Source organism: Bdellovibrio sp. ZFWA1, assembly GCF_056175665.1.
Window position 1 is genome coordinate 1,697,806 of the sequence record NZ_JBJKJH010000001.1, and the last position, 14,285, is coordinate 1,712,090.

The 14,285-nt window shown below is 40.9% G+C and carries 17 protein-coding genes; 10 read left to right on the top strand and 7 right to left on the bottom strand.

Going from position 1 to position 14,285, the window contains the following annotated elements; genetic code table 11:
• Nucleotides 1-15: 15 nt before the first annotated feature.
• The 4 genes from AC04MN_RS08230 to AC04MN_RS08245 all read right to left on the bottom strand — a co-directional run bounded on the left by AC04MN_RS08230 (nucleotide 16) and on the right by AC04MN_RS08245 (nucleotide 3,724).
• Entirely contained in the window at nucleotides 16-1,659 is a 1,644-nt protein-coding gene (locus AC04MN_RS08230) for a polysaccharide deacetylase family protein (RefSeq protein WP_475382710.1), read from the bottom strand.
• A gap of 107 nt (nucleotides 1,660-1,766) precedes the next feature.
• On the bottom strand, nucleotides 1,767-2,291 hold the full coding sequence (locus AC04MN_RS08235) for a MarR family winged helix-turn-helix transcriptional regulator (protein WP_475382711.1): 525 nt from the start codon (nucleotides 2,289-2,291) through the stop codon (nucleotides 1,767-1,769).
• Between the two features lie 138 nt (nucleotides 2,292-2,429).
• Complete coding sequence (locus AC04MN_RS08240; RefSeq protein ID WP_475382712.1) at nucleotides 2,430-2,882, bottom strand: hypothetical protein; 453 nt, start codon at nucleotides 2,880-2,882, stop codon at nucleotides 2,430-2,432.
• A 443-nt stretch (nucleotides 2,883-3,325) separates the two neighbouring features.
• The gene (locus AC04MN_RS08245; RefSeq protein WP_475382713.1) at nucleotides 3,326-3,724 is read right to left on the bottom strand and encodes a response regulator; all 399 of its coding nucleotides are present in this window, start codon (nucleotides 3,722-3,724) and stop codon (nucleotides 3,326-3,328) included.
• A 215-nt stretch (nucleotides 3,725-3,939) separates the two neighbouring features.
• Here AC04MN_RS08245 and AC04MN_RS08250 point away from each other — a divergent pair, with 215 nt between their 5' ends.
• The 4 genes from AC04MN_RS08250 to AC04MN_RS08265 are packed head-to-tail and all read left to right on the top strand — an operon-like array spanning nucleotide 3,940 to nucleotide 7,002.
• Nucleotides 3,940-4,485 (top strand): chalcone isomerase family protein, encoded by a 546-nt coding sequence (locus tag AC04MN_RS08250; RefSeq protein ID WP_475382714.1) that lies wholly within the window; start codon nucleotides 3,940-3,942, stop codon nucleotides 4,483-4,485.
• Between the two features lies 1 nt (nucleotide 4,486).
• Nucleotides 4,487-5,776 carry an MFS transporter gene (locus AC04MN_RS08255; RefSeq protein ID WP_475382715.1) on the top strand — a complete coding sequence of 430 codons (1,290 nt, stop codon included), beginning with the start codon at nucleotides 4,487-4,489 and terminating at the stop codon, nucleotides 5,774-5,776.
• Nucleotides 5,777-6,325, top strand: coding sequence for a DUF3833 domain-containing protein (locus AC04MN_RS08260; protein WP_475382716.1), 549 nt, complete (start codon nucleotides 5,777-5,779; stop codon nucleotides 6,323-6,325).
• A 14-nt stretch (nucleotides 6,326-6,339) separates the two neighbouring features.
• Nucleotides 6,340-7,002, top strand: a complete 663-nt coding sequence (locus AC04MN_RS08265) for a methyltransferase (protein ID WP_475382717.1) — start codon at nucleotides 6,340-6,342, stop codon at nucleotides 7,000-7,002.
• A 32-nt stretch (nucleotides 7,003-7,034) separates the two neighbouring features.
• On the opposite strand, the gene AC04MN_RS08270 is transcribed toward AC04MN_RS08265, so the two are convergent.
• The gene (locus tag AC04MN_RS08270) at nucleotides 7,035-7,511 is read right to left on the bottom strand and encodes a MarR family winged helix-turn-helix transcriptional regulator (RefSeq protein ID WP_475382718.1); all 477 of its coding nucleotides are present in this window, start codon (nucleotides 7,509-7,511) and stop codon (nucleotides 7,035-7,037) included.
• A 123-nt stretch (nucleotides 7,512-7,634) separates the two neighbouring features.
• Between AC04MN_RS08270 and AC04MN_RS08275 the strand changes: the two genes are divergently transcribed.
• The 3 genes from AC04MN_RS08275 (at nucleotide 7,635) to AC04MN_RS08285 (ending at nucleotide 10,810) form a co-directional block, all read left to right on the top strand.
• Entirely contained in the window at nucleotides 7,635-8,051 is a 417-nt protein-coding gene (locus AC04MN_RS08275; RefSeq protein WP_475382719.1) for an organic hydroperoxide resistance protein, read from the top strand.
• A 79-nt stretch (nucleotides 8,052-8,130) separates the two neighbouring features.
• Entirely contained in the window at nucleotides 8,131-9,630 is a 1,500-nt protein-coding gene (locus AC04MN_RS08280) for a PAS domain-containing protein (RefSeq protein ID WP_475382720.1), read from the top strand.
• Nucleotides 9,631-9,745: 115 nt separating this feature from the next.
• A complete protein-coding gene (locus tag AC04MN_RS08285; protein ID WP_475381314.1) occupies nucleotides 9,746-10,810 on the top strand; it encodes an IS481 family transposase in 1,065 nt (354 codons plus the stop codon).
• Nucleotides 10,811-10,988: 178 nt separating this feature from the next.
• Here AC04MN_RS08285 and AC04MN_RS08290 read toward each other — a convergent pair whose 3' ends face one another.
• Complete coding sequence (locus AC04MN_RS08290; RefSeq protein ID WP_475382721.1) at nucleotides 10,989-11,249, bottom strand: PepSY domain-containing protein; 261 nt, start codon at nucleotides 11,247-11,249, stop codon at nucleotides 10,989-10,991.
• Nucleotides 11,250-11,426: 177 nt separating this feature from the next.
• On the opposite strand from AC04MN_RS08290, the gene AC04MN_RS08295 reads away from it, so the two are divergent.
• Both AC04MN_RS08295 and AC04MN_RS08300 read left to right on the top strand, forming a co-directional pair.
• Nucleotides 11,427-12,233: a cytochrome b/b6 domain-containing protein gene (locus AC04MN_RS08295; RefSeq protein WP_475382722.1), complete on the top strand. Its 807-nt coding sequence runs from the start codon at nucleotides 11,427-11,429 to the stop codon at nucleotides 12,231-12,233.
• On the top strand, nucleotides 12,226-12,747 hold the full coding sequence (locus AC04MN_RS08300) for a helix-turn-helix transcriptional regulator (protein ID WP_475382723.1): 522 nt from the start codon (nucleotides 12,226-12,228) through the stop codon (nucleotides 12,745-12,747). Before AC04MN_RS08295 ends, AC04MN_RS08300 begins: the two co-directional genes overlap by 8 nt.
• Here AC04MN_RS08300 and AC04MN_RS08305 read toward each other — a convergent pair.
• Nucleotides 12,744-13,268, bottom strand: a complete 525-nt coding sequence (locus tag AC04MN_RS08305; RefSeq protein ID WP_475382724.1) for an NADAR family protein — start codon at nucleotides 13,266-13,268, stop codon at nucleotides 12,744-12,746. The two genes, AC04MN_RS08300 and AC04MN_RS08305, sit on opposite strands and share 4 nt — an antisense overlap.
• Before the next feature lie 107 nt (nucleotides 13,269-13,375).
• Here AC04MN_RS08305 and AC04MN_RS08310 point away from each other — a divergent pair, with 107 nt between their 5' ends.
• Nucleotides 13,376-14,266, top strand: coding sequence for an AraC family transcriptional regulator (locus AC04MN_RS08310; protein WP_475382725.1), 891 nt, complete (start codon nucleotides 13,376-13,378; stop codon nucleotides 14,264-14,266).
• The last annotated feature ends 19 nt before the right edge of the window (nucleotides 14,267-14,285 follow it).

Here is a 14,285-nt window from a genome sequence, read left to right on the forward strand (position 1 = left end):
TAGGCCTTTCGTTATTTAGTGGCCATTTGTAGAGTCGAATAGTTCATCTTCATGCGCTTCAATCATGTGTCCAGCTTCAGATCTTTCTTCCAAAGACTTATCAGAAATCTTCAACGCACCGTCATTTCCTTGTTCGATGAAGTAAGTTGCGGATTGAATCTCTTTGCCGTATTTATCCCGGGCGATCATCATCAGTTGATTTTTTGTTTCGCTATCAAGCAGCTCTTTAATCTTAGACAGTTCGACCTTGCTAACATCAAAGTTAACACCATTGATATTCATTTGGATTCTTGCCACTTTCTCTTTATCTAAGCCAGTGAACTGAGGAGCTACTGTATCGCCTTTTTGAATTAACTTTGCTTTAAGGTCTAATACAGATCGAGAAAGCATCATTGCTCTGTCATTCCATTGCTTTTGAGGGATAACTTTTTCAAATTCACCTTTTCTGTAGGAAGCGATTTGATCAGAGGATTGTTGGTCCATAAATGCCGTTAGTTCACGATAAGTAACACATTTTACTTCGGGTTTTTTGCAGACCTCATCCGCAAATTCGAAGAAAGCTTCGTAGTAAGCGCCGCTCATCCAGCTAGAAAAGTGGTGGCCAATGTGAATAGGGGCCCGATTTCCGTAATAGTTATTTTTGAAATAGCTGCGGTAGATATTTAGCATATTCGCTTTGATTTCCGCTTTTTGCTCGGGACTGACAACGTTAAAGCACTCTCCAGAGTTTGGAGTGATATAGGCCTTCTTCTTTTCGCTGTAGACCTTAATCTTGCGAATACTAGGATCTTGCGCCGCTAAGCGAGCAGAGTCTTGAACACAAAAATTGTAGTCCATCGAGGGAACTGTCTTTCCTGTACCAGGCTTTGGCAAAGCAGCCAAAGGGAAGTTCCAGTGTCCATTTTTATTTTTTTGTGGCCAATAGTTCATCGTATCTTGCTGGGAAGTATCGTATCTAAAGTTGAATTTTTTAAGGACCTTGAAAAGATCATTATTAAATCCCAGAACAGGAGCCCGGAATCCCGTGATTTGGTCTTTGAAGATCAAACCATTGGCATTACGATTTGAAGGTTTGATTTGATTTAATGAAAAAACGTTATCCAAAATAAATTTGAATTGCAAAAATTCGTTTGTCCATTGGGTCTCGGTCCATTTAGAACCATCGAAGTGTCCTACTGCATGTGATGCAATTTCATGCCCTTCAAGGTGGGCATCCGTCATTTCCTCGATTCTAGTTTCGACGTCTTTTTGATTATCGCCAACTCCAATATCAGAGACACGACCAGTATAAGACGTGGTAGCTACATCGTTCTTGTGTGGAGGAAGGTAGACGTTTTTACGAACATTATTAACGACAATTTGGCCTCCGTTATTTTGGGCCCATGGTGCCGTCACAACCTGGCGGTTGTTTGTTTCGTGAATTAAATAGACAGGGTTAATAAAGTAAGTGAAGCGAACATCGACTCCTTCTTGTTTGTGGAGGCGGGTAAATTCTCTGGATCCAGACCACACTTCATTATTATAAGAGCCATCATAAGCAAAAAGGATGAATTGAGGAGGGCGATTCACTTTGGCACCCGAAGCAAAGCTGGCTGTGGAGCTTAGAACCATGGAACTGGCGATTCCGGCAGATAATAAGGACTTGCTGACTTTCTTCATATAGATCTCCTGACAAATGTGGGCCCTGTCAAAGATTTGGACATGCTAGGTCCAATCTCTTATAGGTGATTCATTCTTCAGAAGAGCTAGTTCAGATATCGTGCCACTTATTCAGAAATAGACTTATTTATGACTTTTACCTGAGTTATGAGTGTTGCAAGGGAATTAATAATGGCTTCTTTGTCTTGATTTGAAACCACCGCCAAAAACTCATTAACACGCGAGAAGAAGGTTGGCGAAATTGTTTCAAGTAGCTGGTTACCTTTGTCAGTTAGTTTAATGACGAAAGCTCTTCCATCTTTTTTGTGAACCTCGCGAGTCACTAAACCCGCCTTCTCGAGGCTGCCTATGAGGCCCGAGATAGTGGCCTGAGTGACTCCAACCATATTCGATAGCTCGGTAGGCATTAATCCTTCAGAGTTTGACTTCATCAGAAGCATTAATAAAAACCGGCCGGCCGAGAGACCATAGAGTCCAAAAAAATTATCTAATGAGCTTTCTAGTTCCGTACTGAGCTTCCGGATCATTAGATATGTCTGCATGTTCACAGGATCAATCGCAGGATATAATTCAGAAATAGTTTTAGTAATTTCTGTCGTACGTGGATCATCAGTAATAAACAGTTTAGCCATGGCAAAAGGCTATCCGCTTCAGATGCTGATGACAATCAGTTATATGAATTGAAAATAAAATTAAAACTACGGCTGGCTAAGTAAAAGCGGCTTGTTCTAGACTAAAATATCATGCCGAGAGAGCTTCGGAATTTTTATCTATTCAGATTCAATATAATTGAAATAGGCGCCGCAAATTATGCTGCTGCTTTGAGTTCGATTGAATTTAAAGATTTTATCTAGCTTTTGCGCTTTGCATTTTGTGATGATAGGGCCGACTAATCCAGATGGACCTTTTGCTTTAATTTCATCGGCACGCTCTATCTTGCAAGTCTCATGAAAGCTATTCCAAGCATTTTCGCAGACTTCTTGTTTCAGCGTGTAGCACAAGCCTTGCGGGCTGGCCGGTCCGCAAGGAAGATTCGCGGTTTCTTCAAACATCAGTTTGGGAAGTAAATAGGTCGAAGTTAAGTGAAGAACGAACAGAAGAATTCCGATGGTGCTTACGATGTAGTCCCACACACCATTCTGATCTAAAAGTTTTGAAATTGGTTTTTTGGCTATGATCCAAATCGAGACAGCAAAGGCGATGATGTATAAAAGTGTATCCATATTTTATAATTATAAGCCAGATTGTCGGGTCTGTTTATCATCATTTTGTTCGAAGGTCCGAAAGATTTAAAAAAAATAAAAAAAGCCCTAAACTATTCGAAAGTCCAGCCGATAAATTATCTAAGAACGCAAGGAAACAGCGGGACGCTGATTCTGAAACAGGCCTTAAGAGATCTCAACAAAATAGGAGTTGCCGCCAATGGCAGTACCACCCGAAATCTGACGACGCTCTTTTTATGTTTTTACTTGTAGGACGTAAAAGGAGGATACAGTGAGTAATCAGTTTTCACTTATTAGACATGAGTACATCTGGCACCGGGAAATTTTAGAATTGGTAAAACATTCCGAGACCGGACCACCATAAATAAGCTCTAATAAAATACTACAAACGAAAAAACCGAGGTTAAGTTCCCCGGTTTTTTTGTTTTTGCGATTTGAATGATCTAAGCAGCTCGTTTTAATTGCTCGATATAAGAATTCAGTTCGCTTTTTAGGTCTTTAAAATTGATGGGCTTAACCATGTAGTCCGCAGCCCCCAAATTACGGGCCTCGTTTTTAAGTTTCTCGTCGTCATAGGCCGAAACAATTTTTACCTTCAGGGTGGGGGACCAGTCCTTTATTTTTGCCAACAGTTCAATTCCGCTCATGACTGGCATATTGATGTCCGAAAGTACTAAATAGCTTTGGTCGATGTCCTCAAGGGACTTTAGGAAATTCAAGCAATCAGCTCCAGATTCAAAGTAGTGAAGCTCGATAAGATTTTGGCTGATCTCTTTGCGAAGAAAAGTTTCGAAGAGAAACTTAATTTCCACTTCGTCGTCAACTACGATCAATTTCAGCATGAATTCCTCAATTGTTGGAATGGTTTCACTTTAAATAAGAATATCAGTTTTTGTTTTAAATTGGGGCTGGAAGTGTTCAAAAAGCCTTACCCTTCAAAATGTTAATTGACGCGTCTTAAAATGACTCAACACTAAAAAGGCCTGATTCTTTTTGCCTAATAACATCAATAAAAACTAGGTAGTTACAATCGGGGTAAAGCTGATAGTGTATAGGCATGAAAAGCTATTTGCATTTAATAATCCTGTTTATTTTGATCTCCGGTAATCTGTCCTTTGCCCAAAGCAATCCTGCAAATTCAGGTGCGGCTCCGTCTTTAGAGGACTCTTTACGAAATCTGAACAAGGTCGGCGAGGGGCAAATGAAGTGGACTTTTTTTAACCTTTATATAGCTGAATATTGGTCTGCAAAGCCTACCTTTGATTTAAGAAATTCGCTGGCATTAAGGCTCAAATATCAAAGGCATTTGAAGGGGAAATTAATTGCCGAACGTACTGGTGTAGAAATGGAATATGTCGGTATTAAATCTTCAAAGATTCCCAAATGGGTCGAGGAGCTAAAAAACATATTTCCCGACGTCGACGACGGAACAGTTTTAACGGGTTTCTATGACCCTTCTTCCGGTGTGACGCGATTCTATAAGAATGAACAGAAAATAGGTCAGGTCGAGGGCAAAGATTTTGGTGAGGCTTTTTTCTCTATCTGGTTGTCTGAAGGGACTCGTGAGCCGAAGCTGCGTAAAAAATTATTAGGAATTAATTAAGATGAGTTTGTCAAAAAATTCCATCTTTAGGGCAGCTTTGCCGGCTTTTCCGTTAGCGATGATTGCGCTTCCCATTTTTATGGTTGTCCCCGGATTTTACTCGAAAGGGTGGGGGCTAAGTCTTAGTTTAATTGGTGGGCTTTTGTTTGTGACTCGCCTCATGGATACGGTGATTGATCCTTGGCTTGGTCACTTTTCAGACTATTTAAATCAGAAGGGGATATCTAAAAGAGCTCTTATTGTCTTCTCTACTTTGGCCTCTGCGCTTTCGATGTACTTATTATTTCATCCGGTCGGGGCAAATCTATGGGCTCTATCAATTTGGCTTTTTCTGACCTCATTACTTTCTTATATATTTTTCAGTTTGGGTACGATTAACCTTTTAGGATGGGCCTTTGCTAATGCGAGGTCACCTCAAGAGCAATTATCTGTTTCCACAGCACGAGAGTCCTTGGGGCTTCTAGGGGTGATTTATGCCAGTGCAACCTTGGCGACCAGTCAAGAAACGGCTCAGGGAATTTCGAATGCGTTTTTAATTGGTCTTGTTTGCTCTGGAATATTTGTCCTGTTGTTTTTTCCAAAAAATGAAAATCGGCAAGTGTCTTTGAATAGTGTCGGAAATGATACTGAAGGCACACGTCATTCCTTTTCTTTCACAGAAATGTTCATTCCTTTAAAGAATCGCTCATTTCGACTTTTAGTTGCAGGCTATCTTTTGTCCGCGATTGCTGCGGCATTTCCCTCGACGCTGTTCCTTTTCTTTGTCCAAGACGTAATTCGTAAATCAGATTGGACGGGATTGTTCTTAGTTTCTTATTTTGCCTCTGGTGCGGCGGGAACTTTTGTTTGGAGCGCCATTAGCCGACGCTGGGGTGTCTTTCAGGCCTGGTTGTCTTCCCTGGTGTTGTCGGTTTGTCTTTTCTTTGGAGCTTCCTTTTTGGGGGCTGGACACGAAATAGTATTTCTAGCTATTTGTATTTTGAGTGGGTTGTGTTTAGGAGCAGACTTGGCTCTTCCGTCGATATTAGTAAATCAAATATTAAATAGAGATCGTCAAATTGGTGCGGAGGGTGCTTTTTTTGGCTTATGGGCCTTTGTAGGGAAGGTCGCTTTAGCCATTGCTGCAGGGCTGAGTTTGCCGGTTTTAGACCTTGTCGGCTACAAGCCTGGTGGGACCGAAGGGCTTGTTTGGGTTTCATTTTTATACTGTTTTGGACCTTGTGTTTTTCGGTTATTAGCAGCTCTGTTGCTTGCAAAGAATAAAAATAAAATTTTAAATGGGGGAATTTAAATGTCGTATTCAAATAGATGGCTAAAGCTTGTAGCAGCTTCGTTAATGCTTGTTTTAGGTACGTCGTGTTCGACCTTAAGTCTTCAGGATTATAAAGACGAAAAGCCTTCGTTCGATCTTAAAACTTTTTTTAATGGAGATATCGAGGGTTGGGCTATTTTTCAGAAACGCGGAGGCAAGATAGCACAACGATTTAGGGTAGAAATCAAAGCATCTTGGGTTGGTGATCTGGGTACTCTAGATGAAACTTTTTATTATCCAGATGGTAAAACTTCGAAACGTATTTGGAAGTTAACAAGCTTAGGAAATGGAAAGTACAAAGGAACTGCAGGCGATGTTGATGGCGAGGCCTTTGGCGAAATTCAAGGAAATGCTTTTCGTTGGAAGTATACTTTGAAATTGGATGTGGACGGAACTGTGTACAATGTGACATTCGATGATTGGATGTGGCAGATAGATGAAAATGTCGTATTCAATAGATCATACATGTCCAAATTCGGGATTGACCTCGGAGAGCTTTCTTTAAGTTTGCATAAAAAGAAACCTTAGGACAAATTGGTTTCATGACTTCGGTTAACTTATATCCCACGTTTGCATATGAACAGCCCAGCGAATACCGGTTTTCCCATGATTCGGTTTTTCTCGCTCGCTGGGTCTATGAATTCTTGGCAAGGACACAGTCTAAGGCGGAAATTCAAGAATTAAGAGTTTTAGATCTTTGTGCTGGATGTGGAGTGATTGGCCTGGATTTGACTTTTCACCTTCAAAAAGAGTTAGGGATCAGCCCTTCTCAGATTGATTTTTTAGAGGTTCAAGAGAGTTACAAAGAGCATTTTTTCAAAAATCTAAATGGTCTTATTGCCCCGGTTGCTGCGCGTTTTTTAAACTCCAGTTACGACGAGCTACTTAATTTAGAAGAGGATTCGAAGTATGATCTTGTTGTGTCAAATCCGCCTTATTTTCACGTGGGCGAAGGCAAGCTATCCCCTTCAAATTTTAAAAATCGATGTCGATTTTTTATAGACTCAAGTTTTGAAAACTATTTACTCGCTGTAGGTCAGTCACTCCGCCTTCGAGGGCTGGGAATGATTCTTCTAAAAAGTCGACAAGAGCACGGCTGGGACGTTTTAACGACTGCACAAAAGATCCTAACGGATAGATTTGATATTCAAGTTGTCGGAGAAATTCGAGGCACTGATATCGTTCAAATCCGCCACAGCTCCTAAGATATTGCTTAAGAAATTTTTAACTCATAGATTCAATCGCCATCGGTTGGATTGCGAATGCTTAAAATAAGTTTGTCTAAATGTTCCTTTACCAATTGTAAATCGGCTAAAGGAATCTTTAAATTGCAGAGCATTTGCAGGGGGACTGTCTTGGCTACTTTCTTCAGTTTTTTGCCCTTTTCAGTTAATGATAAAACGACAATTCGCTCGTCGTCTTTAAGGCGAACTTTTTTTAAAAGTTCTTTTTGTTCAAGCTTTTTGATGAGTGGCGAAAGTGTTCCCGAGTCTAAGGCTAGCCGAAATCCTAACTCTGAGATATTAATTTGATCTCGCTCCCACAGTACCAGCATTGCTAAGTATTGAAGATAGGTCAGGTCTAGCTTTTCAAGTAAGGGTTGATAGGACTGAGAAATAAGTCGCGAGGCCGTGTAAACGCTAAAGCAAATTTGATTGTCTAAAAGAAGTTCTTCGCAGTATTCCGAATTTTTATTTTTTTCACTTTGAGACATGAGGACTCCAGTTTCTTAAGTCATTATAGCATCTTATGTAGAACATGCACCTACATAATAAATATATTGCATACAATTTAATTGTGCGCTATATTATACCAATAGAAGAAGGAGAATAATATCATGAGTACTCTATACAAAGCACAAGTAACTTCCGAAGGTGGCCGAAACGGTCATATCAAATCCTCTGACGGTCTAATCGATATGAAAGTATCAATGCCCAAAGAGCTTGGTGGCGTGGGTGGAGCTACAAATCCAGAACAACTTTTTGCGGCGGGATATGCGGCTTGTTTTGAAAATGCTGTGATTTTTGTTGCAAAAAAAGAAGGGGTATCGCTTTCCAAAACTGCTGTAACTGCCACTGTGGGCATTGGGCCAAACTCGAGTGGTGGGTTTGCGTTAACTGTTCAATTGAAAGTTCAAGTGACGGGTGTCGAGCTGTCGCAAGCGCAGAAGATTGTGGACGCCGCACATCAAGTTTGCCCATATTCAAACGCTACTCGCGGCAATATCCCGGTTGAAATTACGGTGAATGTTTAAAAATTGGTATTTTTATTAAACAAAGGCAATCTGTTAAGCCTTTGTTGCTACTGATGCCTAAGAACAATAGCTTCAATTTATGCAAAAAAAGTCGCAAATTGTTTTTAGGCAGTCTTTGCTTTCAGTTTTTATCGTTGTATTGATTTATTCAGCTTTATTTTACTGGGCCCAGGCACGCTTCTCGGCGAGCTTTTTGGCGATTGGGGCCTTAGTTTTAACCCCGTTGATTCTTTTTTTAGATGTTTTGCAGTTTCATTTACAAGCGCGACTGCTTTTTGTTTTCAGCTGCGTGCTTTTTGTATTTGGTGCTTCGGTCGGAGTCAAAGAGCCGATTGATCTGGATTACTATTACTTTCCTATTTCAATCCTCTCGTTATTACTTTTGAATCATGGCCGCTATAAAAGTTTTATTTTTGCTTTGCTATTGCCTGTTGTTGGGTGGGCATTGCATAGATTGGCGGGCGTGACCTTTTTGGCTGTCGTATTAGAGGGCTCTACTCTAAGTTCGGTATTTTTTAGAGATTTGAACTTTATTGGTGCATTTGGCGGGACCGGGTACTGTCTTTTTAGGTACATACAAGATATTCAAGCATTACAGAAAGAGACGAAAATCGAGCTGAATAAATCTTTGCTTATTCAGAAAAAACTGGATGATGCTCAAAGAGTTGCACGAATCGGAAACTGGGAGTTCGATCTTAAAACGCAGGAATTGTTTTGGTCGAAAGAGCAATTTCGAATATTTGAGATAGATAGCTCCTCTGTTGATAATTTATATCAGATTTATCGAAATAAAATTCATCCCGAAGATTTAAAAAAATTAGACGACAAAATTGAGAACTGTATACGCACGGGATATCCCTATACATTGGAACATCGTATTGTTTTAAATAGTGGAGAGATTCGCTATTTAAATTGTCGAGGGGAAGCGATTAAGAATGCCAAAAATGAAGTCGTGGGCTTGATGGGGATCGGGCAAGATATTTCAGAGCATGTTCGGGCCGAACAACTGCTGAGTCTTCATAAGATTCGATATGCCTCGATAGCAGCAAACAATGCATCGGGCGAGTTGGCTCGGCTGCTGTTTGAAGAGCTCGAAGCTATGGGGCATCAAATTAAAGAGCGGGGCGCTGAGCCTCGTCTGGTCGCACAGAAATTAGAAGAGTTATTATCCAGATGGAGGAGGATCTCGTTGGCGCGTGATAGTTCCTCTGGCGAGGATTTCTCGGCGACACTACATGATCTTATCGAGTTTTACTCTAATTATATGAGTGCGAGGGGCGTTCTACTGCAAAAGGAAGTTCAAATTATGGAAGCATCGTTTGAAAAAATGGCAGGGTTTATTCATGCATTGGTTCTTCTTTTAAATAATAGTCTGAACGATTTAATGAAGTGCGAGATCAAATCGATTCAGCTAAAAATAGAGCAAAAAAATAAAAGTTTATTTCTTGAATTAAAAGATCACAGATCTTCGGAAGATTTAGCAGAGTTGAATCGAATCTTAATACAGAATGAGTATTACGAGGCAAGGAACTTTACGGACAGCCTTTTTTTAGCAAAAGAGATTGTAGAGTTGGGTTAGTTAAGAAAAGCGTTTACAGGACCTAGACTTTTCAGATGAAGAATTGAGCCTAGGACTCTCTCGGTTAAGAATTTTATTACCACATAAAAACCTTAACCAATTAGAGGAGAGTCCCATGACTCAACAACAATACATTATTAATCGAAAATTGAACATTGTCGAGCTTGCAGAAAAGCTTGGGAATATTTCTGAAGCCTGTCGGAACATCGGCGTAACTAGACAACATTATTATGATATTAAACAAGCTATTCAAGAGGATGGCATCGAAGGTCTTTTGGAAAAGTCTAGGAAGGCTCCTCGAGTTGGGAACCGCGTAAGTCCAGAGATTGAGCAAAAGATCCTAGAATATTCTTTGGAATATCCTACGCATGGGCAAGTGCGTGTCTCCAACGAGCTAAAAGCAAAAGGCATCAGTGTTAGTTGTGGCGGTGTTCGCGGTGTTTGGCTTCGGCACGAAATTGCACAGAAGAAACAAAGACTGAAGCGCCTTGAGAAGTTCGCAGCTGAGACAGGCAAGGTTCTTACGGAGGCGCAGGTCAATGCTCTTGAATCTGCGAAGGAAGAAAAGGCGGCCCACGGCGAAATCGAGACTTACCATCCAGGTTTTTTATTCGGCCAGGACACCTACTACGTCGGCTACATCAAGGGCGTAGGAAAAATCTACCAGCAGACCGGCATCGATACCTACTCCAACATGGGTTTCGCTAAGCTTTATTCTGACAAGACAGCCATCACTGCTGCAGATTTTTTGAACGACAAGGTGCTGCCATTTTTCGACCAGGAAATGGTTCGTCTTTTACGAGTTCTGACAGATCGCGGAACCGAATACAGTGGCGTCATGGAAAGACATCCCTATCAGCTGTTTTTGCATCTTAACGACATCGAGCACTCACGCACGAAGGCCTACCATCCGCAAACCAATGGATGCACGGAAAGACTCAATCAGATCATCCAGGAAGAGTTTTATGCGGTGGCATTTAGGAAGACTCTCTATACGTCACTTGAGCAAATGCAGACTGATCTTGACGCCTATATGGGCACATACAACACAAAGCGAACTAATCAGGGCAAACGCTGCTTAGGTCGAACACCGAAGCAGACTTGGGACGAGGGATACGAACTATACAAAAAATACGTGATCGACAAAATGGAGGTGACAGTTGAAGCGGTAGTCCATTAAACAGCCACCACCAACCGAGAGAGTGACTGTCAACGCAACTCTAAACTACCGCAGTAGAGTCCCTAGGTGGGCGTTTTAAATTAAATGGTCCGAGTTCAGATCAGTACTACTTTGAACTAGAATTCCCGATAACTTAAAATAAACGGAGAGTCGTTTTAGACCCTCCGCTATATTTTATCTATTTTGATTTTACGATCGATCCATCTACTGGATTGAAGTAAATCTCAACATTTTTTCCAGTCTTGTCAGTTCCATAGATTTCATAGCAAGAACCTGGTTGCTTAAATTTGCGAATTTTATATCCTTCTGCTTCAACTTTTGCTTTAAAAGCCTCTTCCGTCATCCATTTGTCTTTAGGCTCTTCAGTACAATTTTTCTTTGCGTTTGCTACGGAAGCCAATGCAAGTGCTGCAGTCACGATCACCATAATTTGTTTCATATTGAACTCCTTTTTTGGTAGTTTAGAGCTAAGCTCATGCAAGTATCATCGTTCCTTTTTGTATATTTGAAAATGGGACGAATGACCTAAATGCCTATATTAACTAACTCTAGGACATATGTCCGATGATTTTTACAGTCAATTTGGTGATTATTTTTGCATCAAGGAGAAATCTAAATGAAAAAGATCTTAATTTACGACATTCCAACCAGACTCTTCCATTGGTTGTTCGCTTTTAGCTTTGTGGCGGCCTTCGTCATTGTAAAGACTGTGGATGATGAATCGATTGTTTATTCTTATCATATGCTGTTAGGGCTATTTTTAGCTGGACTAGTCATACTTCGACTTTTCTGGGGGCTTTTCGGCGGGCCTTATGCAAGGTTTAGTTCTTTTGCCTTAAACCCTAGTGATATGATTAAGTATGCAAAAGATCTTTTGATTTCTAAGACAAAACGATACTTAGGCCATAATCCAGCTTCGAGTTGGGCTGCCATTTTTATGTTTGTGTGTGCTATTGGCTTGGCAATAACTGGAACTTTGATGGTTAGGGGTGGGGATAAAGTTATTCTCGAAGAGATTCATGAAATCCTCGCGAATTCTTTTTTGGTTCTTTCAATTGCTCACGTTCTAGGTTTGATATTTCATACTATGCGTCACAAAGAGCTCATCGGTCTTAGTATGTTGAATGGCAGAAAAGAAGTCTGCGAAGAAGAGTTGGCATCATTAAATTCCCATCCAACTGTCGAGAGTTCGCAGCACTCTTTGGCGGGTGTGTTCTTTTTAGTCTTGGCCCTTACATGGGGGGCGAGTCTGTGGAAGAGTTTCGATCAAAATACCGGTATATTGAATCTTGGTGGCTTTTCTTTGCAATTAATGGAAATCGAAGATGAAGGGGAATCTGTGGGCGTTAGCGAGTCTGGTCGCCAAGCTGAAGGAGACGATTCCAAGTTAGGTGCTATAGAAGAAGATGAAGACGATGAGTAGAACCGAACGTACTTTTATCGTTGTCGTTTTGCTTTCTATAATTCTGATGGTTTCGGTAGATTTGATTTCCGACTCAAAAGAAGGCGCGCGATGGTGGCATTTGGGTATAGAAGCCACGGCAGGTATCTTTGCAGCGATTGGTGTAGCTTTTATTTTGAAAGATAGCTTTAAATTGCGAAACTCGCTTGCTGTTGAAAAAGACAACTCAGCCCATTGGCGTGCGGAGTCTGAAAAATGGCGTATGCAATCAAAAAAATATCTTCAAGGGCTTAGCTCTGAAATTGACAGACAGCTGGGGCAGTGGAACTTAACGAAGTCTGAAAAGGAAGTCGGATTTCTTTTATTAAAGGGGCTCAGCCTTAAAGAAATTGCAGAGCTTCGGGGAACAACCGAAAAAACAGCTCGAGTGCAATCAACGGCAATATACCAAAAAGCGGGATTGGCAGGACGTTCAGAGTTTGCCGCATTTTTTCTAGAGGATCTTTTGGTGCCTCAAGAAGAGCTTAACAGCTAGGGATTTGCTAGCTCACTTCGGATCTTCATCAAGAGTTTTCCTAGCTTGTTTTTACCAGAGCGATCCAGGCAGTCCCCCCAGTAGCAATCCTTTTCGGTGTGTTCGAAGAGCTGAGCCTTCCCAGTGGAAAGCAGCAGGGCCTTTAATTCAGGATATCTGGTAAACTTATCTCGTACGGCCTTTTCCATAACGTCATCTTTGACTAACTCCCAATCTGTACGTTTGGGCTTGTCAGGAGCTCTGCCACGAAGAGCCGCCTCCATAGGAGTTGAAGCCGAGCGGACCCATTCTTGTAGTTCGACATCTGTGTATTTATGAGCTTGGTAGTAATGTTCGCTGGTTGGCCACCACTTATTATCTAAAAATACTGGGTAATCGGCGAAATTCGAAAACTCTCCGTAGGGGGCCTTCGTTGAGTAAAAATCTAACGTCTCGCTAAGGTAAAGAGTGGCTGGTGTCTTGTGCGCGCATCCAGATAGCAGAAAAACTGTAAGGATAAAAAATAGATTCAGGCTTTTCATTATAGATCCAGTCCGACAAGTAGTTATTCTATAAAAGTATTAAGAATTTTATTAAAAAGCAATTTAGGACAAGGCAAAAAAAATAAATCCTGCTAGTCTGTTCGAGTATGTCATCAAAAAATTCTACTCAGTATCATCGTGTCCAGATAAGTCGTGCAAAAGATTTTATTAGAAACAATCTTGTTGATGCTATTTCATTAGCTGAAATAGCCGAAACATCGGGAGTATCTCAATATCACTTTATAAGAGTTTTTTCTGCCTATACCGGAGAAACACCTTTCGAGTACCAACAGCGACTAAAAATCGTGAATTCTTTGGAATTATTGAAGTCCACAATAAGTTTGATCGAGGTTTCTGGCGCCGTCGGTTACGAAAACCAGAGCTCTTTTAATAAGGCATTTAAAAAATGGACATCGATGAGCCCTAGTGAGTTTCGCAATCTAGGCAAAGAAGAACAAGACAGAATTCAGTATGATTTAGGTATGAATGCAAAGCAAAAGGAGCAAAGCATGAACCTGAAACTTTCTGAGAAGCCCGAAGTTGTGATTCGCCCTCAAACAAAAGTTTTGACGTTAAAAGGCATTGGTCATAATTTTACGGAACTTGCACCGCTGACCTGGCAAAAATTTTTTGAAATTGTTGCCAGATATCAGCCAGATTTTCGTGGAGCTGAATATTTGGGATTAAGTTATGTGACGACCTTAGAAGACGTTCACAATCACGAATACAAGGTCGCCATTACGGTCCCTGACGGGCGAGAGATTAATGTGCCAGGTCTTGCTATTGAGGTCATGCCTATGCAGAAGTATTTAAAGTTTGTTCTCGTCGGACCTTATCAAGGGGTTTGGCCAGCATTTGATAATATCTTCCGCTATGTTTCAGAGAACTCATTGAAGTTAGCTGCACAGCCTTGCATAGAAAATTATCTAAACGATCCGAACGTAACGCCGGAATCTGAGCTTATTACTGAGTTGCTGATTCCAATCTGTGATCAATAGAAATCAGCAACTATTGTCG

Bases quoted from the DNA above. Each gene is read 5' to 3' on its own strand.
- AC04MN_RS08295 (WP_475382722.1), top strand. From the start codon at position 11,427: ATGAAAAAGATCTTAATTTACGACATTCCAACCAGACTCTTCCATTGG.
- AC04MN_RS08230 (WP_475382710.1), bottom strand. From the start codon at position 1,659: ATGAAGAAAGTCAGCAAGTCCTTATTATCTGCCGGAATCGCCAGTTCC.
- AC04MN_RS08235 (WP_475382711.1), bottom strand. From the start codon at position 2,291: ATGGCTAAACTGTTTATTACTGATGATCCACGTACGACAGAAATTACT.
- AC04MN_RS08285 (WP_475381314.1), top strand. From the start codon at position 9,746: ATGACTCAACAACAATACATTATTAATCGAAAATTGAACATTGTCGAG.
- AC04MN_RS08290 (WP_475382721.1), bottom strand. From the start codon at position 11,249: ATGAAACAAATTATGGTGATCGTGACTGCAGCACTTGCATTGGCTTCC.
- AC04MN_RS08245 (WP_475382713.1), bottom strand. From the start codon at position 3,724: ATGCTGAAATTGATCGTAGTTGACGACGAAGTGGAAATTAAGTTTCTC.
- AC04MN_RS08300 (WP_475382723.1), top strand. From the start codon at position 12,226: ATGAGTAGAACCGAACGTACTTTTATCGTTGTCGTTTTGCTTTCTATA.
- AC04MN_RS08250 (WP_475382714.1), top strand. From the start codon at position 3,940: ATGAAAAGCTATTTGCATTTAATAATCCTGTTTATTTTGATCTCCGGT.
- AC04MN_RS08240 (WP_475382712.1), bottom strand. From the start codon at position 2,882: ATGGATACACTTTTATACATCATCGCCTTTGCTGTCTCGATTTGGATC.
- AC04MN_RS08305 (WP_475382724.1), bottom strand. From the start codon at position 13,268: ATGAAAAGCCTGAATCTATTTTTTATCCTTACAGTTTTTCTGCTATCT.
- AC04MN_RS08265 (WP_475382717.1), top strand. From the start codon at position 6,340: ATGACTTCGGTTAACTTATATCCCACGTTTGCATATGAACAGCCCAGC.
- AC04MN_RS08275 (WP_475382719.1), top strand. From the start codon at position 7,635: ATGAGTACTCTATACAAAGCACAAGTAACTTCCGAAGGTGGCCGAAAC.
- AC04MN_RS08255 (WP_475382715.1), top strand. From the start codon at position 4,487: ATGAGTTTGTCAAAAAATTCCATCTTTAGGGCAGCTTTGCCGGCTTTT.
- AC04MN_RS08280 (WP_475382720.1), top strand. From the start codon at position 8,131: ATGCAAAAAAAGTCGCAAATTGTTTTTAGGCAGTCTTTGCTTTCAGTT.
- AC04MN_RS08270 (WP_475382718.1), bottom strand. From the start codon at position 7,511: ATGTCTCAAAGTGAAAAAAATAAAAATTCGGAATACTGCGAAGAACTT.
- AC04MN_RS08310 (WP_475382725.1), top strand. From the start codon at position 13,376: ATGTCATCAAAAAATTCTACTCAGTATCATCGTGTCCAGATAAGTCGT.
- AC04MN_RS08260 (WP_475382716.1), top strand. From the start codon at position 5,777: ATGTCGTATTCAAATAGATGGCTAAAGCTTGTAGCAGCTTCGTTAATG.